Source organism: Mesorhizobium sp. P2_D1 (assembly GCF_056404455.1).
The window spans coordinates 63333-85113 of record NZ_JBFUDZ010000014.1 but is presented as its reverse complement, the minus strand read 5'-3'; the positions used below and the strand labels follow the sequence as shown (position 1 = coordinate 85113).

General features: G+C 63.7%; 24 protein-coding genes and 1 riboswitch. Of the genes, 16 read left to right on the top strand and 8 right to left on the bottom strand.

The annotated features are described in order from the left end of the window. Together AC1D0I_RS13095 and AC1D0I_RS13090 are read right to left on the bottom strand one after the other, a co-directional pair. The gene (locus AC1D0I_RS13095) at nucleotides 1-1191 is read right to left on the bottom strand and encodes an aminotransferase class V-fold PLP-dependent enzyme (RefSeq protein WP_477395523.1); all 1191 of its coding nucleotides are present in this window, start codon (nucleotides 1189-1191) and stop codon (nucleotides 1-3) included. 134 nt (nucleotides 1192-1325) lie between these two features. Next, entirely contained in the window at nucleotides 1326-1949 is a 624-nt protein-coding gene (locus AC1D0I_RS13090) for a response regulator transcription factor (protein WP_095087975.1), read from the bottom strand. A 447-nt stretch (nucleotides 1950-2396) separates the two neighbouring features. On the opposite strand from AC1D0I_RS13090, the gene mgtE reads away from it, so the two are divergent. Beyond that, on the top strand, nucleotides 2397-3815 hold the full coding sequence (gene mgtE / locus AC1D0I_RS13085) for a magnesium transporter (protein WP_457150498.1): 1419 nt from the start codon (nucleotides 2397-2399) through the stop codon (nucleotides 3813-3815). 150 nt (nucleotides 3816-3965) lie between these two features. After that, complete coding sequence (locus tag AC1D0I_RS13080; protein ID WP_006203215.1) at nucleotides 3966-4352, top strand: MerR family transcriptional regulator; 387 nt, start codon at nucleotides 3966-3968, stop codon at nucleotides 4350-4352. A 6-nt stretch (nucleotides 4353-4358) separates the two neighbouring features. Here the strand turns inward: AC1D0I_RS13080 and AC1D0I_RS13075 are convergent, their stop codons facing one another. Further along, nucleotides 4359-4835: a methyltransferase family protein gene (locus AC1D0I_RS13075; RefSeq protein ID WP_477395521.1), complete on the bottom strand. Its 477-nt coding sequence runs from the start codon at nucleotides 4833-4835 to the stop codon at nucleotides 4359-4361. Continuing rightward, on the bottom strand, nucleotides 4832-5830 hold the full coding sequence (locus AC1D0I_RS13070; RefSeq protein WP_477395519.1) for a heparan-alpha-glucosaminide N-acetyltransferase: 999 nt from the start codon (nucleotides 5828-5830) through the stop codon (nucleotides 4832-4834). Before AC1D0I_RS13070 ends, AC1D0I_RS13075 begins: the two co-directional genes overlap by 4 nt. 236 nt (nucleotides 5831-6066) lie before the next feature. Between AC1D0I_RS13070 and AC1D0I_RS13065 the strand changes: the two genes are divergently transcribed. Further along, complete coding sequence (locus AC1D0I_RS13065; protein ID WP_477307058.1) at nucleotides 6067-7266, top strand: MFS transporter; 1200 nt, start codon at nucleotides 6067-6069, stop codon at nucleotides 7264-7266. A gap of 3 nt (nucleotides 7267-7269) precedes the next feature. On the opposite strand, the gene AC1D0I_RS13060 is transcribed toward AC1D0I_RS13065, so the two are convergent. Next, nucleotides 7270-8445, bottom strand: coding sequence for an aromatic ring-hydroxylating oxygenase subunit alpha (locus AC1D0I_RS13060; RefSeq protein WP_477395517.1), 1176 nt, complete (start codon nucleotides 8443-8445; stop codon nucleotides 7270-7272). Between the two features lie 141 nt (nucleotides 8446-8586). Further along, nucleotides 8587-8783, top strand: a riboswitch (cobalamin riboswitch). Between the two features lie 36 nt (nucleotides 8784-8819). On the opposite strand from AC1D0I_RS13060, the gene AC1D0I_RS13055 reads away from it, so the two are divergent. From AC1D0I_RS13055 to cobO, 4 genes are read left to right on the top strand one after another with little or no spacing between them, the layout of a single operon-like run. Continuing rightward, a complete protein-coding gene (locus tag AC1D0I_RS13055) occupies nucleotides 8820-8999 on the top strand; it encodes a CbtB domain-containing protein (RefSeq protein ID WP_477395515.1) in 180 nt (59 codons plus the stop codon). A gap of 15 nt (nucleotides 9000-9014) precedes the next feature. After that, complete coding sequence (locus tag AC1D0I_RS13050; protein WP_477395513.1) at nucleotides 9015-9818, top strand: CbtA family protein; 804 nt, start codon at nucleotides 9015-9017, stop codon at nucleotides 9816-9818. Then, on the top strand, nucleotides 9811-10326 hold the full coding sequence (gene cobU, locus AC1D0I_RS13045; protein ID WP_477395512.1) for a bifunctional adenosylcobinamide kinase/adenosylcobinamide-phosphate guanylyltransferase: 516 nt from the start codon (nucleotides 9811-9813) through the stop codon (nucleotides 10324-10326). Before AC1D0I_RS13050 ends, cobU begins: the two co-directional genes overlap by 8 nt. Nucleotide 10327: 1 nt before the next feature. After that, nucleotides 10328-10951, top strand: coding sequence for a cob(I)yrinic acid a,c-diamide adenosyltransferase (gene cobO / locus AC1D0I_RS13040; RefSeq protein ID WP_477395510.1), 624 nt, complete (start codon nucleotides 10328-10330; stop codon nucleotides 10949-10951). 22 nt (nucleotides 10952-10973) lie between these two features. On the opposite strand, the gene cbiB is transcribed toward cobO, so the two are convergent. Continuing rightward, nucleotides 10974-11942, bottom strand: a complete 969-nt coding sequence (gene cbiB / locus AC1D0I_RS13035) for an adenosylcobinamide-phosphate synthase CbiB (RefSeq protein WP_477395508.1) — start codon at nucleotides 11940-11942, stop codon at nucleotides 10974-10976. Between cbiB and cobD the strand changes: the two genes are divergently transcribed. Then, nucleotides 11941-12990, top strand: a complete 1050-nt coding sequence (cobD, locus tag AC1D0I_RS13030; protein ID WP_477395506.1) for a threonine-phosphate decarboxylase CobD — start codon at nucleotides 11941-11943, stop codon at nucleotides 12988-12990. The two genes, cbiB and cobD, sit on opposite strands and share 2 nt — an antisense overlap. After that, entirely contained in the window at nucleotides 12987-13496 is a 510-nt protein-coding gene (locus AC1D0I_RS13025) for a tyrosine phosphatase family protein (RefSeq protein WP_477395505.1), read from the top strand. The genes cobD and AC1D0I_RS13025 overlap by 4 nt, the downstream gene beginning before the upstream one ends. Nucleotides 13497-13537: 41 nt before the next feature. Here AC1D0I_RS13025 and AC1D0I_RS13020 read toward each other — a convergent pair whose 3' ends face one another. Both AC1D0I_RS13020 and AC1D0I_RS13015 read right to left on the bottom strand, forming a co-directional pair. Further along, nucleotides 13538-14341 carry a creatininase family protein gene (locus tag AC1D0I_RS13020; RefSeq protein WP_477395503.1) on the bottom strand — a complete coding sequence of 268 codons (804 nt, stop codon included), beginning with the start codon at nucleotides 14339-14341 and terminating at the stop codon, nucleotides 13538-13540. A 219-nt stretch (nucleotides 14342-14560) separates the two neighbouring features. Beyond that, nucleotides 14561-14944, bottom strand: coding sequence for a RidA family protein (locus tag AC1D0I_RS13015; protein WP_140778289.1), 384 nt, complete (start codon nucleotides 14942-14944; stop codon nucleotides 14561-14563). A gap of 264 nt (nucleotides 14945-15208) precedes the next feature. On the opposite strand from AC1D0I_RS13015, the gene AC1D0I_RS13010 reads away from it, so the two are divergent. Genes AC1D0I_RS13010 through AC1D0I_RS12980 form a run of 7 tightly spaced genes read left to right on the top strand, consistent with a single transcriptional unit; the run spans nucleotide 15209 to nucleotide 21770 of the window. Continuing rightward, the gene (locus tag AC1D0I_RS13010) at nucleotides 15209-16213 is read left to right on the top strand and encodes an ABC transporter substrate-binding protein (RefSeq protein ID WP_477395501.1); all 1005 of its coding nucleotides are present in this window, start codon (nucleotides 15209-15211) and stop codon (nucleotides 16211-16213) included. Between the two features lie 11 nt (nucleotides 16214-16224). Beyond that, nucleotides 16225-17055: an ABC transporter ATP-binding protein gene (locus AC1D0I_RS13005; RefSeq protein ID WP_477395499.1), complete on the top strand. Its 831-nt coding sequence runs from the start codon at nucleotides 16225-16227 to the stop codon at nucleotides 17053-17055. Continuing rightward, complete coding sequence (locus AC1D0I_RS13000; RefSeq protein WP_477395497.1) at nucleotides 17042-17893, top strand: ABC transporter permease; 852 nt, start codon at nucleotides 17042-17044, stop codon at nucleotides 17891-17893. Before AC1D0I_RS13005 ends, AC1D0I_RS13000 begins: the two co-directional genes overlap by 14 nt. 4 nt (nucleotides 17894-17897) lie before the next feature. Continuing rightward, a complete protein-coding gene (locus tag AC1D0I_RS12995) occupies nucleotides 17898-19199 on the top strand; it encodes a cytosine deaminase (protein WP_477395495.1) in 1302 nt (433 codons plus the stop codon). Then, on the top strand, nucleotides 19199-20602 hold the full coding sequence (locus AC1D0I_RS12990) for an FAD-binding oxidoreductase (protein ID WP_477395569.1): 1404 nt from the start codon (nucleotides 19199-19201) through the stop codon (nucleotides 20600-20602). The genes AC1D0I_RS12995 and AC1D0I_RS12990 overlap by 1 nt, the downstream gene beginning before the upstream one ends. Further along, nucleotides 20602-21183 (top strand): NAD(P)H-dependent oxidoreductase, encoded by a 582-nt coding sequence (locus AC1D0I_RS12985; protein WP_477395494.1) that lies wholly within the window; start codon nucleotides 20602-20604, stop codon nucleotides 21181-21183. Before AC1D0I_RS12990 ends, AC1D0I_RS12985 begins: the two co-directional genes overlap by 1 nt. Further along, nucleotides 21183-21770, top strand: a complete 588-nt coding sequence (locus tag AC1D0I_RS12980) for an NAD(P)H-dependent oxidoreductase (RefSeq protein ID WP_477395492.1) — start codon at nucleotides 21183-21185, stop codon at nucleotides 21768-21770. Before AC1D0I_RS12985 ends, AC1D0I_RS12980 begins: the two co-directional genes overlap by 1 nt. Nucleotides 21771-21781: the final 11 nt, after the last annotated feature.

Here is a 21781-nt window from a genome sequence, read left to right as displayed (position 1 = left end):
TCACGCCGCTTCGGCGACAGGTACCTCGGCCGAGGCACGGAAGTGCTGGATGGCGGCGCCGACGCCCGAGCCCGGCGCCAGCCGGACGCCGCAATCGAGCAGCGCCATTTCGGCCGCCGACAGCGAGGCGAGCACCATCACCTCGTTCAGCCAGCCGAGATGGCCGATGCGGAAGACCTTGCCGAGCACCTTGTTGAGACCCCCTCCGAGCGAGGTCCGGTAGCTCTGGTAGGCGCGCTTGACGACGTCGCCGCTGTCGATGCCTTCCGGCACCAGGATGGCGCTGACGGTGTCGGAGTGCCATTTCGGCGCCTTCGCGCAAAGCTTCAGGCCCCAGGCGTCGACCGCCTTGCGCACGCCTTCGGCGAGGCGATGGTGACGGGCGAAGATATTGTCGAGCCCTTCCTCGGCGATCAGGTCGAGCGATGCGCGGAGACCGCGCAGCAGCTGCGTCGCCGGCGTATAGGGGAAATAGCCGGCGTCGTTGGTGCGGATCATGTCCTCGAACGAGAAGAAGCAGCGGCGGTGGGTCGCGACCCTGGAAGCGGCCAGCGCTTTCTTGCTGACCGAGAGGAAGCCGAGGCCGGCGGGCAGCATGAAGCCTTTCTGCGAGCCGCTGACGGCGCAGTCGACACCCCATTCTTCCTGACGGAAGTCGATCGAGCCAATCGACGACACACCGTCGACAAAGAGCAGCGCTGGGTGGTTCGCCGCGTCGAGTATGGCTCGGCAGCCTGCGACATCGCTGGTGACGCCGGTGGCGGTCTCGTTCTGCGTGCAGAAGATTGCCTTGATGCGGTGTGCCTTGTCGGCCTTCAGCTTTTCTGAGTAGAGGTCGAGCGGCACGCCGGTTCCCCACTCGCAGTCGATCACGTCGACCTCGAGGCCGAGGCGCTCGGCCATGTCGACCCACAGATGCGAGAACTGTCCGAAGCGCGACATCAGCACGCGATCGCCGGGGCTGAGCACGTTGGTCATCGCCGCCTCCCAGGCGCCGGTGCCCGACGACGGGTAGATGAAGACGCGGCCGGTTTCGTTCTTGAAGACTTTTTTGATGTCTTCGAACAGCGGCAGCGTGAAATCAGGAAATGATCCCGCACGCATGTCCTCCATCGGAAGGTTCATCGCTTGCCGGACCTGCTCCGGAATGTTGGTGGGTCCTGGAATAAAAAGGTGGGTGAACCCAGCCATGCGTGAACTCCTCCGAAGTTAGAGATTTGTGGAGGGAGTGTCGTTTGGAAGGCGAGGGGCAACAACACCTTGGTGGGTAAGTTCTCGCCGCGCGCGGGTGGGGCGAGCCTACCCGCTTGGCCTACCCGGTCGTCCTATCCGACAGGCTGTTTGGGACTGCGACGCTTCTCGCTCGAATAGAGCGCGACGGCCATTGCCCTATTGCGGACGTCAAGCTTGTCATAGAGATTCTTGAGGTGATACTTCACCGTATTCTCGGAAATTCCCGTGCGCGTCGCGATCTGAAGGTTGGTCCAGCCGTCGGAAAGCACCGCCAGCAGTTCGCGCTCGCGAACCGTGAGCTGCGCCAAAGGCGTGTCGTTGACCTTGTTGATGTCGATGTAGGGGATGCAGATGCGGCCGTGCGCGACGGCCAGGATCGTCTCGAAGATGATATGCGGATCGTCGAACTGGAAGCAGTAGCCTTGAGCACCAAGCCGCACGCACTGCTTCAAGATGCCGATGTCGTGGTCGTTGGAAAACACCGTGATGCGCACATCGAGCTTACGGCTCTGGACCTCGGCCAGCACATCCGCGCCGTCCATGTCGGCGAGCCTCCAGCCGATGACGGCGACATCGAACGTGGTCTTTCCTGCCAGGTCCAGGAGTTGCCTGCCGCTCTGCACGGCGCTCAGCAATTCGAAACGTCCGTCGCATTCCAGCATTTCGCGGAGCGCCGATATGACAAGCGGATTGCGCTCGGCGACAACGACGCGAATGCGTTGCTGTCCTGATGTGGCCTCGTTCGTTCTCGCCGACCTTGCGTTCAAGGGCTTCCGTTCTGGACCGGTTGCGGGCATGGGCGGATCCGGCTGGTATCCGGACCCTATGCCATGACAATCGCCGCAACCGCGCAGGAGTGCTCTTTCCCCAGCGACATGCGCTGTCGCGCCACCTGAACCGGTACCCAGTTGGTTTTGACGGGATCGGCATCGTCAGCCCAGGGCTCGGCGATGTCCGCCTCTGGCGACGTCAGGCCGGTAGGAGCGCGCGTATTTCGTTTGATATTCCGTGCGTTAGGACCATAGGTTCCCAAATCGAATCGTGCTGCCGCGCCATCTCTGGATCGAGCGGCGGATTCTCCCCAAAAGCGGTTTCCACTTTTGGGTCCGATGCTCTAGACCTGAGACGCACCTTTTCCGGGATTGCGATGGCGGGAGGCGCTGGTGGAAGGCCAGGACGAACGGACGACCGGCGCCAGGGCCGCTGAAGACGCCCACGCCGATATTTATGGCGAGGATGGCGCCGTCCTTTCGTCCTTCCTTGCCCAGATCGGTGCGGCGATCGCCGACCGCGACACGCTCACGCTCAAGCATGAAGTCGACCACCTGCACCAGTCGGAGCTCGGCGACCTGCTCGAGGCTCTGCATCCCGAACAGCGCCGCACGCTGGTCGAATTGTTGGGCGCCGATTTCGACTTCTCCGCGCTGACCGAGGTCGACGAGGCGATCCGTATGGAGATCGTCGACAATCTGCCCAATGCGCAGATCGCCCAGGCGGTGCAGGAGCTCGATTCCGACGACGCGGTCTACATTCTCGAAGACCTCGAAAAGGAAGACCAGGACGAGATCCTGTCGCAACTGCCGTTCACCGAGCGGATCAGGCTGCGCCGCTCGCTCGACTATCCGGAAGAGACGGCCGGCCGCCGCATGCAGACCGAGTTCGTCGCGGTGCCGCCGTTCTGGACGATCGGCCAGACCATCGACTACATGCGCGAGGACAAGAACCTGCCCGAGCGCTTCAGCCAGATCTTCGTCATCGATCCGACCTTCAAGCTGCTCGGCGCCATCGACCTCGACCAGATCCTGCGCACCAAGCGCGCGGTCAAGGTGGAAGAGGTCATGCATGAGACGCGACACGCCATTCCCGCCACCATGGACCAGGAAGAGGCGGCGCGGGAATTCGAACAGTATGACCTTCTGTCTGCCGCCGTGGTCGACGAGAATGAACGGCTGGTCGGCGTGCTGACCATCGACGACGTCGTCGACGTCATACAGCAGGAAGCGGAAGAAGATCTCCTGCGCATGGGCGGCGTCGGTGACGAAGAGCTCTCCGACAGCATCTTTTCGACCTCGCGCTCGCGCGTGCCTTGGCTGCTGGTCAACCTCTTGACCGCATTCCTGGCGGCATCGGTGATCGGCCTGTTCGACCGCACGATCGAGCACATCGTGGCGCTGGCGGTGCTGATGCCGATCGTCGCCGGCATGGGTGGCAATGCCGGCTCGCAGACCATGACCGTCACCGTGCGCGCGCTGGCGACCAAGGATATCGACATCTACAATGCCGGCCGCATCATCCGCCGCGAGATGGGTGTCGGCTTCATCAACGGAATCGTCTTTGCCATCCTGATCGGCATTGTCGCCGCGACCTGGTTCCACGACAACAATCTGGGCGGCATCATCGCCGCGGCGATGATCATCAACATGTTCGCGGCCGCTTTGGCCGGCATCCTGATCCCGCTGCTGCTCGACCGTTTCAAGATCGATCCGGCGGTCGCTTCGGCGGTCTTCGTCACCACGGTCACCGATGTCGTCGGCTTCTTTGCCTTTCTCGGCATTGCCACGTGGTGGTTTGCGGTGCCTTGAAGGCGCATCGTGCCCTCAATTGACTTTTACGTAAATGCCGTGCGAGGCTTGCGCGGGGTGCCATGTCGATTCCGGCTTGGCATGGGTTTGGTTCGGGACAGGAGGGGCTGCCGCATGGCGATCCCCGGGTTCCGGGGTGTGGGAGTGACAATGCGGGAATATTATTCGATCACCGAACTGACCCGCGAATTCGACGTGTCGACGCGGACGCTGCGCTTCTATGAGGACGAGGGGCTGGTGCAGCCGGTGCGGCGCGGCCGCACGCGGCTGTTTCGCCCGTCCGACCGCCATCTCATCCGCCAGATCATGCGGGGAAAACGGCTCGGCTTCTCGATCAACGAGATCCGCGAAATCATCCAGATGTACAAGGAGCCGCCCGGCGAGGTCGGTCAACTCAAGCTGATGATCAAGCGCATCGAGGAAAAGCGCGAGGACCTGCGGCAGAAGCGCCGCGACCTCGAGGAGACGCTGGCCGAACTTGACCAGGCCGAGGAATCCTGTGTCGAGCGACTGGTGGAACTCGGCGTCAATACCTAACGCTGTTCAAATCCAGCGCCGCACTCTCTTGGCGTAGTCCCGGTATTTCTTGCCGAATTTCACCGCCAGCACCTTTTCCTCGCCCTCGATCGCGACCTTCTGCGTGACAAAGGCAGCGATGAAGGCGAACGGCAGGAACCAAACGATCCCCGAGACAAAGGCGACGCCGATCAACAGCAGCGTGTTGGCCAGATACATCGGATTGCGGGTGATGCCGAAGGGGCCCGTGGTAACCAGGTGATCGGGCACCGCGTTGGGATTGAGCGTGGTCTTGGCCCGAATCATGGTGCGGATCGCGGTGAACCAGAGTGCCGCGACGCCGAGCAGGGCCACCCAGCCGGCGGCGAACAGGATATCGCCCAAGAGGTCGCCAATCCAGGGCAGGGGATAGAGCAGGCCGAGTGCGATGCTGATGGCGATGGCCGCAACGTAGATCACCGGCGGCCACGGTATGAGCCCTGCCTTCGGCTGGTTCTCGGTCATTTGACCCCTCCCTCCGTCATCTTGTCTTCGGTCTTGGCGGTGCACATACCGGCGAGATCGGATATATGCGTCTTCCATTCGGCAGTCTGGTCGTTGTTGTAGAGCCGATCAAGTGAGGCTTCGCTCTCGAGCGTGTCGAGCATGCAGACACAGTAGCTCGAACAGAATTCGGTGTCGCGCGACTGCTCGCAAGACAGCTGGCAGGTCTTCAGGAAGTTCACCTGCGGGGTTTCGACCTTGGCCGGCATGACTTGCGCGAACAGCCACACACAGCCGATCAAAAGCGGCTGGTGGATCAGGTAGAAGGCCAGGCTGTGGCGGCCGATGAAGACCAGCGGGTTGGCCCAGCGGCCGGGTGTCAATTCGGCAAGCCGGGCAAGCAGGCCCGAAGCGGTGGCGAGCTTCGTCACCGCGATGCCTGCAAGCACGGCGCCGAACCACGGAAACAGCGGAACGTAGTCGTTGGAACGCGGATTGATCGCCGACAGGCCGATCCACCACAGCCATGGATGGTCGAAGGCCTCGAAGCGCAGATAGACGGGCGTTGCGATGACCAGCGCTGCCACAAGGAGCGTCAGCAGCGCCGGCAGCCGCAGGAAGGCGAGGCCGAGCAGGCTGGCCAGCGCAATCTCATGCAGGATGCCGAAGAAGATAAAACCGTCCGGGGTGGCGATGCGGGTGACGACCGAGATGGCGATCGCCGCTCCGGCGACCATGGCGAAACGCCTCCAGAAGCCGTTCCAGCGGATTTGCCGGCCATGGGCGAGGTACAGGCTGACGCCGACCAGGAACAGGAAGGTCGAGGCGATGCAGCGCGCGTAGATCTTCCACCAGCCGAAGGCGGTGAGGCCCGGGTCAGTATAGCCGAAGAATTCCAGGTCCCAGGTGAAGTGGTAGCTCGCCATGGCGATGAGCGCGATGCCGCGCACGATGTCGATGGCGACGATGCGCTTCGGTCGATCCTGAACGGGTGCGGTCGGCGTGTGGATGCTCATGGTCTCGTATTTCTGATTCAGCCCCGAAAGACGACTATCACGGTTGCCACGGACAAAAGAAGGCCGGCAGCTTGGGGTATAGGCTGCGCTGCAGACGCTGGATCAGGCGCCGCCTTAGGCCAGTGCCGGAAAGCCTTTGGCCGACTTCGCTTTTGCCGGATAGGCGTCGGTTTCCTGTTACCCGCACAGGAATCACCACGGCAGATTTGACCCGCTGATTCTGCTTTGGGGAAGCGATGTCCACCCATGTGCGCCACCCGGTCTGGCTGCCGGCCTTGCGGCCGGCCGACGCGCGCACCTTCGCCTCGCTCTATGCGGTCGAATCCTTCGCCCGCGCCACGGTGTCGAGCGTCATCCCGATCCAGGCCTACGAGATCCTGCACAACGAGCAGATCGTCTCGATCCTCTACACCATCGTGGCGATGCTCGGCCTGTCGGTGACGCTGTTCATGCCGATGCTGATCCGACGCTTTGCCCGGCGCTGGGTCTACACGGCAGGCGCCTGCCTGCTGGCCATCGGCTCGCTGTTCTTCGTCACCCATACGCTTGCCGGACAATTGGCCGGCATGCTGTGCCGCGTGATGGGCGCCAGCGCGCTGTCGATCACGCTCAACCTCTACATCATGGACCACATCCGCAAGACCGATTTCATGCAGGCCGAATCACTGCGCATGGCGTGGTCGATGTTGGCCTGGACCGGCGGGCCGACGCTCGGCATCTTCCTCTACACGCGCTTCGGCATCTATGCCGCGCACGGTGCGGTGGCGGTGTTCGCGCTGGCCTTGCTGGCGCTGTTCTGGACCTACCGCCTGGGCGACAACCCATCGATCCGCCCTGGCAAGACGCGGCCGGCCAATCCGCTCGCCAATATCGGCCGCTTCGTTGCCCAGCCCAGGTTGCGGCTGGCCTGGCTGATCGCCTTCGGCCGCTCCTGTTTCTGGACGACGTTCTTCGTCTACGGGCCGCTGTTCATGGTCATCACCGGCGAGGGCAAGCTGGCCGGTGGTCTTTTGGTTTCGGCCGGCAACGCGCTGCTGTTCATGGCCATATTCTGGGGCAAGGCGGGAAAGCGCTTCGGTGGTCGCCGAACCATGACATTTGCCTATTTCGCCATGTCGGCCATGCTGCTGGCGGCGGGTGCGGTTGGCCAAACCGTGCCGCTGCTCACCGGCGCCTTTCTGCTCTGCGGCGCTTTCTTCACCATCGCGCTCGATGCACTGGGCTCGACCGCCTTCATGCGCTCGGTACGATCCTATGAAAGGTCGCAGATGGCTGCGGTCTACCGGACCTATCTCGACTTTTCCGAACTGACGCCGCCGCTGGTCTATTCGGTGGTGCTGGCGTTCTTCGGGCTAGGCTCGGTGTTCGTCACGCTCGGCCTGCTGGCGGCGGTCTGCGGCTTCGTGACGTGGCGATACCTGCCGAAATCGCTGTGATCATCAGGGCTTGGGGGTAGCCGCTGCGTGCCGTTCGCGGATCCAGTTGTGGAAGCGGTGCAGGTCGTACTCCTCGGGCATCAGCACGCCGGCCGCGTGGCGCATCGAGCGCAAGCCTTTCTGGTTGACCTCGCAGATCCCTGCATCCTCCTCCAGCACCTGTTTGCCGAAGGCGACGATGTTGTCGATGTCGGTTGCATCAAGCGCCTCCGGCGCAAACAGCCATTCGGCGACAAGCTCGGTCTGCTCGGGGCCAAGCGGCACCAGCCGCACGGTCCTCATATAGTCGACGTGCCCGACGATGAACATCGACGGCAGGTTGGTGGCGTAGGTCTGGCCGGCGGCGCGTTCAGCTGATGTGAGGCCGGTGAAGACCGGCCCATGCGCCTGGCCATCGCGCGACCATGTCTGCGCGCCGGCGCGCAGACCGCCGGAAAACTCCGGCGCGTCATTGTCGGCGTGGCGGGACCATTCGGGATCGTCATGGCGACCCATCAGGCCGCGGCCATAGATCGGCACCAGCCGCGACAGGTCCTTGTGGACGCCTGGACAATGCAGGCACTCGTTGAAGTTTTCCCAAAAGATCTTCCAGTTGCAGTTCATCACCTTGCGCAGCACATGGCCGGTAACAAGCGTTTCCAGCGGCCAGTTGGCGAGACTGCCGGACGCCGGATCGAAGGAGGTTTCCGCCGAGCCGGCGGCGTCCTCCTGCAGATTGACGAAGACAAAACCGCGCCACACGGAGAGCGCCACGCGATAGAGCGGATGATTTGCCTTGTCGAAGCCTTCCGGCAGCGACTTCGACGGCACGCGCACGAGGTCTCCGCGCAGCGAATAGGACCAGGCGTGGTAGGGGCAGGTGATGAGCCGCGCCTTCAGCCGGCCTTCGCCTTCCTGGCAAAGCTGCGAGCCGCGATGGCGGCAAGTGTTGTGAAAAGCGCGCAGTTCGCCGGTCTCGTCGCGGAGCACGACGATTTCCTGCGTGCCGACGCGGAAGGTGCGGAATGAAAGCGGCTGCGCAAGGTCGGCCTCGCGGCAGACGAGCAACCAGCTTTTGTACCAGATGGCGTCGAGATCGCGCTGATAACTGTCCGCATCCCAATAGGCCGACGATGGCAGCGTCGGTTCGGCCCGGGTCAGGCCGTTGTAGGGATCGCGCTCGCTGGCAATGGGCTGCATGGCTGGCTTCCTGTGGACTTGTCAGCCGACACCCGACCACGGGAATTGTCAATTGTTGTGCCGGAGACCCGATTTATCTGGATGGCGCAATCGCGCTGGTTGTCGGCGGAATTTGGTTTGCCGGTCGCGACGATTTTCCCTATAGTCGCGCTTGTCGTCGGTTCCGTTTGGAGCCAAGAGGGAATGCGGTGCGGGCGGACTTGTTGCCCAATGCCGTGGCTGCCCCCGCAACTGTGTGCGGTAGTCCTCTCCATATGCCACTGAAGGTTTCTCTTCGGGAAGGTGGGGAAGGGCGCTGATCCGCGAGCCAGGAGACCTGCCGGCGACAGGAAACTGACTTCGATGCCCTCGGGTGGAGGGTGAAAGGACAAGACATGACTACCGCTTCCGTCTCCCTCGGCGCCTCCGTCTCCTCGCAGTCGCGCTTCATGCAGCTTGCACTCGTGGCGCTGATCGGCATCTTCGTCGTCGGCTTTGTCGGCTTCTCGCATATCGATGCGGTCCACAATGCGGCTCACGACTATCGCCATTCGATGGCGTTTCCCTGCCACTGACGAGGATTTGACATCATGAACCTGTTTCGCAACGTCGTGTTCATCGCGGCGATCGCAGGGCTCGTGGCCGGCGTCGTTCTCGCCTGCCTGCAGGCCTATGCCACCGTGCCGCTGATCCTCAAGGCGGAAGTCTACGAACAGGCCGGCGGCGGCCACCACCATGACCATGCCGCTCCGGCCGCAACCGATACCAATGCCATGAGCACGGCCGCTCCGGCGGGGAATGCCATGAGTTCTGCCGCCCCGGCGCCGGCGGAAGCAGCCGCGCCGGCCGCGGAAGACGAAGGCTGGGCACCGGCCGACGGTTTCGAGCGTTTCGCCTTCAGCGTTGTCGCCAATATCGTCACCGGCATCGGTTTTGCGCTGATCCTGGTCGCGGTTTCCGAATTCGCCGGCGGCATCGGCAATTGGCGCCAGGGCGTGTTCTGGGGCCTGGCCGGCTTTGCCGTGTTCACGTTGGCACCGGGCCTCGGCCTGCCACCGGAATTGCCCGCGATGCCGGCGGCCGATCTCACGCAGCGCCAGATCTGGTGGTGGGCAACCGTGGTGGCGACCGCGGCGGGTCTCGGCCTGATTGCGTTCCGCAAGTCGCTGCCGCTCGCGATCCTTGCCGTCCTGCTGATCGTCGCGCCGCATATTGTCGGCGCACCGCAGCCCGACAGTTTCGAGACGCCGATCCCTGAAGGCCTGCACCACGAGTTCGTGGTGGCGGTCACTGTGACCAACCTGGTGTTCTGGCTGGTGCTCGGCGCCGTCGTCGGCGTGGTGCGCGGCCGCTTCACCGGCACAGCGACCAGCCTGCGCGACAGCTTTGCCTGATCGCAGCAAGCTGACCTTCATCATCGGCGGTGCGCGCTCTGGCAAGAGCGCGCATGCCGAAACCCTGGCGACGGTTTTGCCCTCGCCATGGACCTATATCGCCACGGCGCAAGCCTATGATGACGAGATGCGTGAGCGCATCGCGTTGCACCGCTCCCGGCGCGGCCAGGGCTGGGCGACCATCGACGCACCGCTCGATCTCGCCGGCACGCTCGAGGCTTTGCCGGACGACCAGCCGGTGCTTGTCGACTGCCTGACACTGTGGCTGACCAATCATATGCTGGCCGAACACGACCTCGACCTTGAATGCCGTCGGCTGGCGGACGTGCTGTCGCGGCCGCGCGGGCCCTGGTTCGTCGTGTCCAATGAAGTCGGCCAAGGGATCGTGCCTGACAACGCGCTGGCGCGCCGTTTTCGCGATGCCGCCGGCCGGCTCAACCAGCAAGTGGCCGCTGCCGCCGATTCGGTGCTGCTGATGGTGGCGGGGCTGCCGCTCAAGGTGAAATGAAATGACCGATATCGACAACAAAACCGACCGGGATGAAGACCGCCACCGCGCCAAGATGGCCAAGCGCAAGGCGGTGCAGGATGCCGAGGTGGCGGCCAAGACGATCGAGAAGGGGCTGCTGATCGTCAACACCGGACCGGGCAAGGGCAAGACCACCGCCGCCTTTGGTCTGGCGCTGCGGATGCTCGGCTACGGCAAGCGTGTCGGCGTCGTCCAGTTCATCAAGGGCAAATGGCACACCGGCGAGAAGGATGCCTTCGCCGCCTTTGGCGATCGCGTCGTCTGGCACGCCATGGGCGAGGGGTTCACCTGGGAAACCCAGGATCTGAGGCGCGACATTGCCGCAGCCGAAGCCGCATGGGCCAAAGTGCTCGAGCTGATGGCCGATCCGTCGATCAGCCTGCTGGTGCTCGACGAACTGAACATCGCGCTGCGCTACGATTATCTCGATCTCGACAAAGTGGTTGCGGCGCTGAAGGCGCGGCGCGAGGGCCTGCATGTCGTCGTCACCGGCCGCAACGCCAAGCCGGCGATGGTCGAGGCGGCCGATCTCGTCACCGAAATGGGCGTGACCAAGCACCATTTTTCCGCGGGCGTGAAAGCGCAGCAAGGCATCGAATTCTGATAGCCTTAACCAGCAGGCCCGATCACGCGACGATCACGATTGCCGAGACCAAACCGAACAGCGCGATCAGCAGATAATCGGCGACACGATAGAGTTTCAGCGCCTGCCTGATGTCGATGCTGTCGGCTTCGCGGCGGCCGCCTTCGCCCATGAAGACGTCGTCGACCAGCACGCCGCCATAGCTGCGTGGTCCAGCAAGCGCCAGGCCGAGCGCGCCGGCCATCGCCGCTTCCGGCCAGCCGGCATTGGGCGAGCGGTGTTTTTTCGCGTCGCGCCACACAGCCTGCCAGGCGTTTTTCGCATCGGCACCCCTGACGAGGAATGCGGCCAGCACGATCAACAGCGCCGTCAGGCGCGATGCCGGCAGGTTGATCCAATCGTCGAAGCGCGCCGCCGCCCAGCCGAACGCTTCGTGGCGCGGGGTGCGGTGGCCGATCATTGAATCGGCGGTGTTGGCTGCCTTGTAGGCAGCGCCTCCTGCCAGCCCGCCGACGCCGGTCCAGAAGGCGGGAGCAACGATGCCGTCGGAAAAATTCTCGGCCAGGCTCTCGATCGCCGCGCGGCTGACACCGGCCAGGTCCAGCGATTCGGGATCGCGGCCGACGATGCGCGAGACGGCGATGCGTCCAAGAGCAAGGCCACCTGTGTCGAGCGCGTCGGCCACGGCCTCGACATGCTCGTAGAGGCTCTTCTGCGACAGAAGCGATGTCGCCAGAAGGGCGGCAATGATCAATCCCATGGGAACGAACCAGAGCAGGATCTGCACGCCGAGCCCGATCGCCGCCGGCACCAGCACGATGACCAGCAGCGCCTGGACACCACGCTTGCGACGCAGCGCGTCGGGATCAGTGGCGCGGTTGAGCCGGCCGTCGAGAAAGGATATCAGCCTGCCGAACCACGTCACCGGATGGCCGATGGCGCGAAACAGCCAGTCCGGGTAACCCAGGACGAATTCAGCGGCCAATGACAGGAAAGCGATCAGGATTGACATGAAGCTTCTTGATGGGGCGGCGGTGGACCATGGTGGAAGTCTCGGCCGGGCGAGGGCGCTTTTCCCCAACGCGCCGCAGCCTTTCGTCGACCTCTCGACCGGTATCAATCCGCACTCCTACCCGCTTTTCGAGTTGCCCGCCACCACCCTGTCGCGGCTGCCGGAGGCAGCGCGTGCCAGCGAGCTGGTCGAGATCGCGGCGAGCGCCTATGGCGCGCCATCGCCAGCCAATGTGGCGGCGGCACCCGGCACGCAGATCCTGTTGCCGCGCGTCGCATCGCTGATCGCGCCCGGCAAGGCGATGGTGCTGGGTCCGACCTATGCCGAACATGGGCGGGCAGCGGCGATCGCCGGACACGCGGTGACGGAGGTCGGCGATTTCGAAGTTTTGGTGGAAGCCGACCTTGCCATCATCGTCAATCCCAACAATCCGGATGGGCGCATCATCGAGCGCGACAGGCTGCTGGCGCTGGCCGCAGGGCTGCGCGCCAAGGGCGGGCTGCTGGTGGTCGACGAGGCGTTCATGGATGTCGGCCCGCGCGAGCACAGCCTTGGCGGCGATGTCGGTCAGGGCGGCATCGTGGTGCTGCGCTCATTCGGCAAGTTCTTTGGCCTGGCCGGGCTGCGGCTCGGTTTTGCGCTTTCCGATGCGGTGACGGTCGGCCGGCTGGACACGCAATTCGGACCATGGGCCGTCGCCGGCCCGGCGCTGGAATATGGCATTCGCGCGCTTGCCGATATCGACTGGCAGGACGCGATGCGGGCATCCCTTGCGGAGGCATCGGCGCGGCTCGACGCGCTGTTCGGCCGCTTCGGCGCTGCTGTCGCGGGCGGCACCACATTGTTCCGCTATCTTCACTTGCCCGACGCCGCCGACCTGTTCGCCACACTTGGTGAGCGAGGAATCCTGCTGCGCCATTTTGCCGACCGTCCTGGCGTCTTGCGCGCCGGCCTGCCGGGGAGCGAGGTGGAATGGCAGCGGCTCGAATCCGCTCTTGCCGAATGGGCGTCCCGGCGCGAGGATCGATCGAAGGGTTCGAAACAATGATCCATGTCTGCTCTCTGGCGAAGGTCGAGGAAACGGTGGCACGGACCGGCGCCGACCGCATGCTGTCGCTGCTCGCCGCTGGAACCGAGGTGATCCGCCCGGTCTCGATCGCCCAAGAGAATCATCTGCATCTCGTCATGCACGACATTGCGGTGGCGCAGGACGGCATGACCATGCCGGGCGAGGAGCATGTCCGCAACCTGCTTGATTTCGCGCGCCGATGGGACCGGGCAAAGCCGATGGTCGTGCATTGCTATGCCGGCATCAGCCGCTCGACCGCTTCCGCCTACATCATCGCCGCGGCATTGGCGCCGAAGCGCGACGAAGCCGAACTGGCTCAGACGGTGCGGGCGCTGTCTCCCTCGGCGACGCCCAACCCGCGGCTGATTGCGGTGGCCGACCTCCTGCTCCATCGCAACGGCCGCATGATCGAGGCGATCCAGGCGATCGGGCGTGGCGCCGACGCCTTTGAAGGAACGCCCTTCGCGCTGAAGATCGACATCTAGGACATCTTGATATTCAGGTGACCTACCCTGCGACGGAAGTGCTATCTCAGCCAGTCGGCGAGCTTTGCCTTACGCACATCGCGCAGCAGGCTGATGAAACCGTCGGCCTGATGTTCTGATGTCAGCCGGCCTTTCTCGGCCGTGGCGATGCTGGCATCGCCGACCACGCCATTCGGGTTGAGATCGCTGGCGATCCAGGCAAAGGCATGGGTGCCGGTGTGGCGCAGCAGCGAAAATTCCTTTTCAGCCTTCGCGACATTGGAAACGAAATTGTCGGCCTTGCCCATGTCGACGAGATCCGGCCGGAAATGCAGCATCAGCGACGTCTCGACATCGCCGCCATGGATCCCGTGACGGTCCTCGATCTCGGTGTACATGCCGGCCGGGCGGCCAAAGCGCTGCCAGCTGGTCTTCACCGCCAGCATGTTTTCGCGCACGCGCAGTTCGCGCGTGACGATGCCCATGATCTCTTCATTGCCGCCATGCGAATTGACGACGATCAGCTTGCGCACGCCGGCCCGTGCGATCGACAGGCCAAGTTCGGTCCAGGCGTCGACCAGCGTCGTTGCCGGCAGGGTGAGGGTGCCCGGTGCGTGAAGATGCTCGTTCGACTTGCCCACGGCCTGCACCGGCAGGATGCGGATGTCGAGATCGTCGGGCAGGCGGGCAATCACCGTGTCGAGCATGCCGTTCATGATCGAGGTGTCGGTCGAGACCGGCAGATGCGGACCATGTTGCTCGATCGCCGCCAGCGGCAGCACGGCGATCGTCGCCTCCGGGTCGATCGAGGCGTATTCGGTCGTGCGGTAGTCGCCCCACCACACGCGTCTTTTTGTTTCGTTCATAGCGGGCCTCAGAGGAACTGTTTGGCGTTTGTGCTGCCCCTCACCCTTACCCTCTCCCCGTGAAGAACGGGGAGAGGGGGTCGCCAGCGCTGGAGCGCTTCCCTTCTCCCCGTCACAATATGGGGAGAAGGTACCGGCAGGCGGATGAGGCAGCGCAGACTTTGGTGTGGTGTAGCTTCAGATTGCGGACCTGTCGATTCGTAGCGTCTCGCCGACGTCTCACCCAGCCGCGATGGCCTCGACCTCGACCTTGAATTCGGGCCGGGCGAAACCGGAGACGATCATCAGCGTCGAGGCCGGCGCCGGGCTGGAAAACAGCCGGTCGCGGACATCCATATAGGGTCGCAGGTGCGCGCGGTCGGTGACGTAGGCGTTGATGCGGACGATATCCTGCAGCCCCAGACCGGCCTCTCCGAGCACTGCCGCGATGTTGCGGAAGCAGAGTTCGGCCTGTGCGCCGGCATCTTCCGGTATCTGGTCGTCCGCCGTGATGGCGACCTGGCCCGAGCACAGCACCAGCCGCTTGCCGGCGGGCACCTCGACGCCGTGGCTGTAGCGGGCAAAGGGTGGCTTTATCGACTTCGGGGTGAGGAACTTGAACATGGCAATCTCCGGTTCGTCGGTAGCCTAAGACCGGATGCACCATACCTTCAAGATGGCGGTGCATGTCGCTGGGGCGATTGTGGACAGGCGTTCAAAAAATAGGCACGATGCCTCCGGTGCAGCACGACCCGTCCGGCTTCGCAGATGGCTGTGGTGCAAGCGGGCGGTCCCGGCGCAAGACGCCGGTGGCATGTGTCTTGCTTCTTGAATCTCTGGTGTCGAGCCTGGCGCGTGGCGTGCCGGAGCAAACAAAGGGTGATGTTGATGTACGGAAAACAGAAGATCTCGGTGGCGGTGGTGGCCCTGCTTGCTGCCAGCACGCTCGGTGCCGCGGCGAATGAAAAAGTCACCTTCGGCACCAACTGGTTGGCCGAGCCGGAACATGGTGGATATTATCAGGCGGTGGCTGACGGCACTTACGCCGCTTGCGGCCTCGACGTCACCATCATGCAGGGCGGTCCGCAGGTCAGCGGCCGGCCGATGCTGCTTGCTGGCAAGATCGATTTCTACATGGGCGGCAATCTGCTGTCGGCTTTCGATGCCGTCCAGCAAGGCATTCCGATGCGCGTGGTGGCGGCGGATTTCCAGAAGGACCCGCAGGTCATCATGTCCCACCCCGGCGAGGGGCTCGACAAGTGGGAAGATCTGAAGAACGCCGACCAGTACATATTGGGCGACGAGGGCGTGCAGACCTTCTTCCAGTGGATGGTCATCGAGCTCGGCTTCGCCGCCGCTAAGCGCGCGCCCTACACCTACAACACCGCTCCCTTCCTCGCCAACAAGAAGTCGATCCAGCAGGGCTACGTCACCTCCGAGCCGTTCGCGGTCAAGAAGGAAGGCGGCTTCGTACCGAACCAGTTCCTGCTTGCCGACTATGGCTGGGACACCTACTCGACGACGATCGAGGTGATGCAGGACACGATCGACAAGAAGCCGGAGGTGGTCCAGTGCTTCGTCGATGGCTCGGCCAAGGGCTGGTACAAATATCTCTACGGCGACAACAAGGCCGCCAACGACATGATCAAGAAAGACAATCCTGACATGAGCGACGAGCAGATCGCTTTCTCGATCGAGCAGATGAAAAAGTTCGGCCTTGCCGATTCAGGCGACACCGAAAAGCTCGGCATCGGCGCCATGACCGACGCGCGTATCCAGAGCTTCTACGACAAGATGGTCAAGGCCAAGGTCACGCCAGCCGGCATCGACATCAAGAAGGCCTACACGCTGACCTTCGTCAACAAGGGCGTTGGGCTCGAGCTGAAGAAGTAGGCCGTTCCGGCATGATGCAGGAGAATGTGGCGCAAGCGCTGGCGAGCGCGTCGGATGTCGCTCCGACATTGCTGGCGCTGCGTGGCGTCGGCAAGGTCTTTTCCAACGGCGTGACGGCGCTCAACGATGTCGATCTGACGATCCGGGAAGGCGATTTCCTCAGCCTGCTCGGACCGTCCGGCTGCGGCAAGTCGACGGCGCTGCGGCTGATCGCCGGCCTGTCGACGCCGACCTCCGGCGTGCTCGACTGGCGCGGCGGCGGCTCGCTTGACCGTTCGAACATCGGCTTCGTCTTCCAGGAGCCGACGCTGCTGCCCTGGGCCAGCGTCTTCGACAATGTCTGGCTGCCGCTCAGGCTGAAAGGCGTTTCCCGCGCCAAGGCGGCGCCGGCGGTGACGCAAATGCTGGCGCGGGTTCACCTGACCGGCTTCGAAGACGCGGTGCCGCGCGAACTGTCCGGCGGCATGAAGATGCGTGTCTCGATCGCGCGCGCCATGGTGACGAAACCGCGTGTGCTGTTGATGGACGAGCCGTTCGCCGCGCTCGACGAGATCACCCGCTTCAAGCTCAACAACGATCTTCTGGAGTTGTGGCAGGACGAGCGCTTCACCGTCGTCTTCGTCACCCACAGCGTCTTCGAAAGCGTGTTTCTCTCCAACCGCGTCGTCGTCATGGCGGCGCGGCCGGGCAGGGTGTTCGACGAACTCGCCATCGAGGCAGCCTATCCGCGCGACGAGGCGTTCCGGACCTCGCCCGACTATGCGGCGTTGTGCCGGCAGGCCTCCGACGTGTTGGTCAAGGCCATCAATTCAACAGCAGGCGCGCATCATGACGGCCATTGACGAGGGCGTGCTTAAGCTCGATCCCGAGGAAGCGCGCCGCGTGCGCCAGGATCGGCTCGAACGGATTGGTCGCTGGGTGCTGCCGCTGGCGATCATGATCCTGGCGATCTGGCTTTGGGATCGCATCTGCGTGTGGAATGAGATCCCGCAATACATCCTGCCGCGCCCCGGCGTGGTGCTGTGGACGCTCTACAACGATGCCGGCCTGCTGTTTTCCGCCCTGCTGGTGACCTTGCGCATCACCTTCCTCAGCCTGGCCTTGGCCGTCATCGGCGGTGTCGGGCTGGCGGTGCTTTTCGCGCAATCGAAATGGGTCGAAATGTCGTTCTTCCCGTTCGCCATCGTGCTGCAGGTGACGCCGATCGTGGCGATCTTCCCGCTGATCAACATCTATGTCGACAACCAGACGACCAAGCTCCTGCTCTGCGCCTGGATCGTTGCCTTCTTTCCGATCCTGTCCAACACCACGCTCGGCCTCAATTCGGTCGACCGCAATCTGCGCGACATGTTCAAGCTCAACGGCGCGACGCGCTGGCAGCAATTGCGCTATCTCAGATTGCCGGCGGCGATGCCGTATTTCCTGGGCGGATTGAAGATCGCCGGCGGCCTGTCGCTGATCGGTGCCGTGGTGGCCGAGTTCGTCGCCGGCGCCACCGGCCAGTCGTCGGGCCTTGCCTCACGCATCATCGAAGCCGGTTACCGGCTCAACGCGCCTCGGCTGTTCGCGGCGCTGTTCCTGATCTCGCTCACCGGCATCCTGATCTTCCTCGTGCTGTCGCTGATTTCGCATCTCATTCTAAGGCGCTGGCACGAAAGCGCGCTGAAGCAGGAGCGCTAGTTCCTTGGTGCCGAACACAGGTTCATACCACCTCGCCAACGCCCGGCTTCACGCGTCCCTGACGCCGGGATTCACCGCTGCTTTCGACAGCGATGGCTTTGCTCTGGCAGACATCGCTGTCGCCGACGGCAAGATTTCCAGCATTGCCGCCCATGGCCGTACCGCAGTGCCGGTGGACGCCGCAGACCTTGGCGGCCGCATTATCCTGCCGTGCTTCGTCGACTGCCATACGCATATCGACAAGGGCCATATCTGGCCACGAAAACCCAATCCGGATGGCACCTTCATGGGTGCGCTGAACGCCACCGGCGCCGACCGCACTGCGCGCTGGAACGCCGAGGACGTGGCGCGGCGCATGGATTTCTCGCTGCGCTCAGCCTACGCGCATGGCACCAGGGCGGTGCGGACTCATCTCGACAGCGTCGCGCCGCAAGAGGAAATCTCCTGGCCGGTGTTCGAAACGATGCGCGAGACATGGCGCGGCCGCATCGAATTGCAAGGCGCGTGCCTGATCGGCATCGAGGGCGTGCGCGACAGGAAATGGTTCGACAGGCTGGCAAAAAGGGTTGCCGCGGCCAAGGGTGTTCTCGGTGTCGTCACCTATATGGTGCCGGATCTCGAAGAACTGCTCGACCACGTCTTCGCGCAGGCGATCAAGCATGGCCTCGATCTCGATTTCCATGCCGACGAGACCGACGACATCGCGGCGATCTCGCTGAAGAAGATCGCCGAGGCGGCACTCTGGAACGGCTTCGAGGGCAACATCCTCGTCGGCCATTGCTGCTCGCTGGCGCGCCAGCCGGACCTCGATGTTCTCGACACGCTGGACAAGGTGGCGAAGGCCGGGCTCGCGGTCGTATCGCTGCCGATGTGCAATCTCTATCTGCAGGACCGGCGCGGCGACCACACCACACCGCGCTGGCGCGGCGTGACGCTGCTGCACGAGATGAAGGCGCGTGGCATTCCAGTCGCCGTCGCTTCCGACAACACGCGTGACCCGTTCTATGCCTATGGCGATCTCGACATGCTGGAGGTCTACCGCATGGCGACGCGCATCCTGCATTTCGATCATCCGGTCGCCGACTGGCCGCAAGCGGTCACCGCGACACCTGCCAGGGTGATGAGGCTCGACGGTTTCGGCACGCTCGCTGCCGGCGGTGATGCCGACTTCGTCGTGTTCAAGGGCAGGAGCTGGACGGAATTGCTGTCGCGGCCCGAATCGGATCGCATCGTCGTGCGCAGCGGGCGCGCGATCGACCGGCAACTGCCCGACTATGCCGAACTCGACGAACTGATGGTGGAATGATGGATGTTTCGGCGCTCAAACGCGATCTCGAAGGCTTGAAGCTCGACGACAATCCGGCCATCGTCCAGCAGAAGAGCCGGGACTTCTACTGGTACAGCCCGGTGCTGAAGCGGCAACTCGACCATGTCACCGGCGACCTGATCGTGACGCCGAAGGACGAGGCCGAACTGATCCGCGTGCTTGCGGCCTGCCATCGGCATGGTGTGCCGGTGACGCCGCGCGGCAGCGGCACGGGCAATTACGGCCAGGCCATGCCGCTCTCCGGCGGCTTGGTGCTCAACCTTGCCGAAATGAACGAGATCAAGTCGATCGCGCCGGGGCGCGTGGTGACCGGACCGGGTGCGGTTCTGGCCGACATCGACAAGGCAACGCGGGCGCATTCCGGCCAGGAACTCCGGCTGTCGCCCTCCACCTACAACACGGCTTCGATCGGCGGCTTCATTGCCGGTGGCTCGGGCGGCGTCGGCTCGATCAATTTCGGCGGCCTGCGCGATTTCGGCAATGTGCTTCGCCTACGCGTGGTGACCATGGAGGCCGAGCCGAAGGCGCTCGAACTCACCGGCGAGGATCTGCACAAGGTGACCCACGCCTATGGCACCAACGGCATCATCACCGAAGTCGAGATGCCGCTGACATCAGCCTATGACTGGGTCGATGTCATCGTCGGCTTCGACAGCTTCATGGAGGCGGCCCGCTATGGCAATGCGCTGGCTTGCCAAGACGGCATCCTGACCAAGCTGATCACGCCGATAGCGGCACCCGTGCCGCAGCTCTATTTCAAGCGGCACCAGAAGTTTCTCAGCGAAGGGAAAAGCATCTGCGTCGTCATGGTGGCGCAGCATGGGCTCGACGCCTTCCTGGCCTTCACCCGCCGTGCCGGCGGCGAGGTGATCTTCAATGCCGCCACAGCAACGCCGGACGACAAGAAGGGCCTGCCCCCGGCCTTTGAGCTGGCTTGGAACCACACCACGCTCAGGGCGCTGCGGGTCGACCCCTCGATCACCTATCTGCAATCGCTCTATCCCTTTCCCAACCAGCTGGCGCTGGTCGAGAAGATGGACGCGATGTTTCCCGGCGAGGTGTTCTCACATCTGGAATTCGTGCGGCTGGACGGCAACATCACCTGCTTCGGCCTGCCGCTGGTCAAGTTCACCACCGAAGCGCGGCTCGACGAAATCGTGCGCCTGCATGAGGAGAATGGCTGCCCGATCTTCAACCCGCACCGCTACACGCTGGAAGAGGGCGGCATGAAGCAGACGGATGCGGTGCAGCTTGCCTTCAAGCGCGAGACCGATCCGCAGGGCTTGCTCAACCCCGGCAAGATGATCGCTTGGGAAAACCCGGACTACGACTACCGTTCGGGCCGGACATTCCTGTTCAAGGGGCTGCAAAAGGCCGGCTGATGAACATTCTCGTCCTCCACGCCCATCCGGTCGAGACCAGCTTCAATGCCGGCCTGCACCGGATGATCGTCGAGCGGCTGACGGCAGCGGGCCACAAGGTCGACGATTGCGATCTCTACGCCGAGAATTTCGATCCGCGCCTGACACGTCAGGAGCGGCTGGACTACCACAATGCGCGCGGCCCGGCCGACCCTGTGGCGCCTTATGTCGAGCGCCTGCTGCGGGCCGAAGCGCTGGTGCTGTCCTACCCGGTCTGGAACTATGGCTTTCCGGCGGTCCTGAAAGGCTTCTTCGATCGCGTCTTCCTGCCCGGCGTGTCGTTCAAGCTGGTCAACGGCAAGGTGCAGCCGTCGCTGCACAACATAGTCAAGGTCGCGGCGGTGACCACCTATGGCGGCAGCCGGTTCCGCGCCATGCTGATGGGCGACCCGCCGCGCAAGCTGATCAAGCGCATGCTGCGCGCCACTGTAAGGCCCGGCGCGCCGGTGAGCTATCTCGCGCACTATGCAATGAACCTGTCGACCGCTGAAACGCGCAAGGCGTTCATGACCAAGGTCGCGGCCAGCATGGACGCCTTCTGATGCGGGCACTGGTGGTCTACTGCCATCCGGTGCCGGAGAGCTTTTGCGCGGCGATCCGCGACACTGCCGTCGAGGTGCTGAAGGCGCGAGGCTGGGAGGTGCGGCTGCTCGATCTCTATGCCGAGAAATTTGACCCGGTGATGGGATGCGACGAACGGCGCTCCTACAACGACCAGGCGCCGCAGGATCCGGCGCTGAAGCCGCATCTCGAGCTGCTCAACTGGGCCGAAGCGATCCTGTTCGTCTATCCGACCTGGTGGTACGGGCTGCCTGCGATGCTGAAGGGCTGGCTCGACCGGGTGTGGGCGACCGACGTCGCCTTCAAGCTGCCGGCGGGCAAGGGGCGGATCAAGTCGCTGATGACGCATGTGACCAAGGTCGGTGTCATCACCACCTGCGGTGCGCCGACCTGGTGGAGCGTCGTCGTCGGCCAGCCCGGACGCAAGACCCTGCTGCGCGGCATGCGGGCGCTTTGCGCGAGGCGCTGCCGGACCTTCTTCCTGGCGCACTATCTGATGGATGCCTCGACGCCACAGACACGGGCTGCGTTTCTGGCGAAGGTGCGATGGAAGCTGGAGCGGTTCTGAGGGCTTTACCC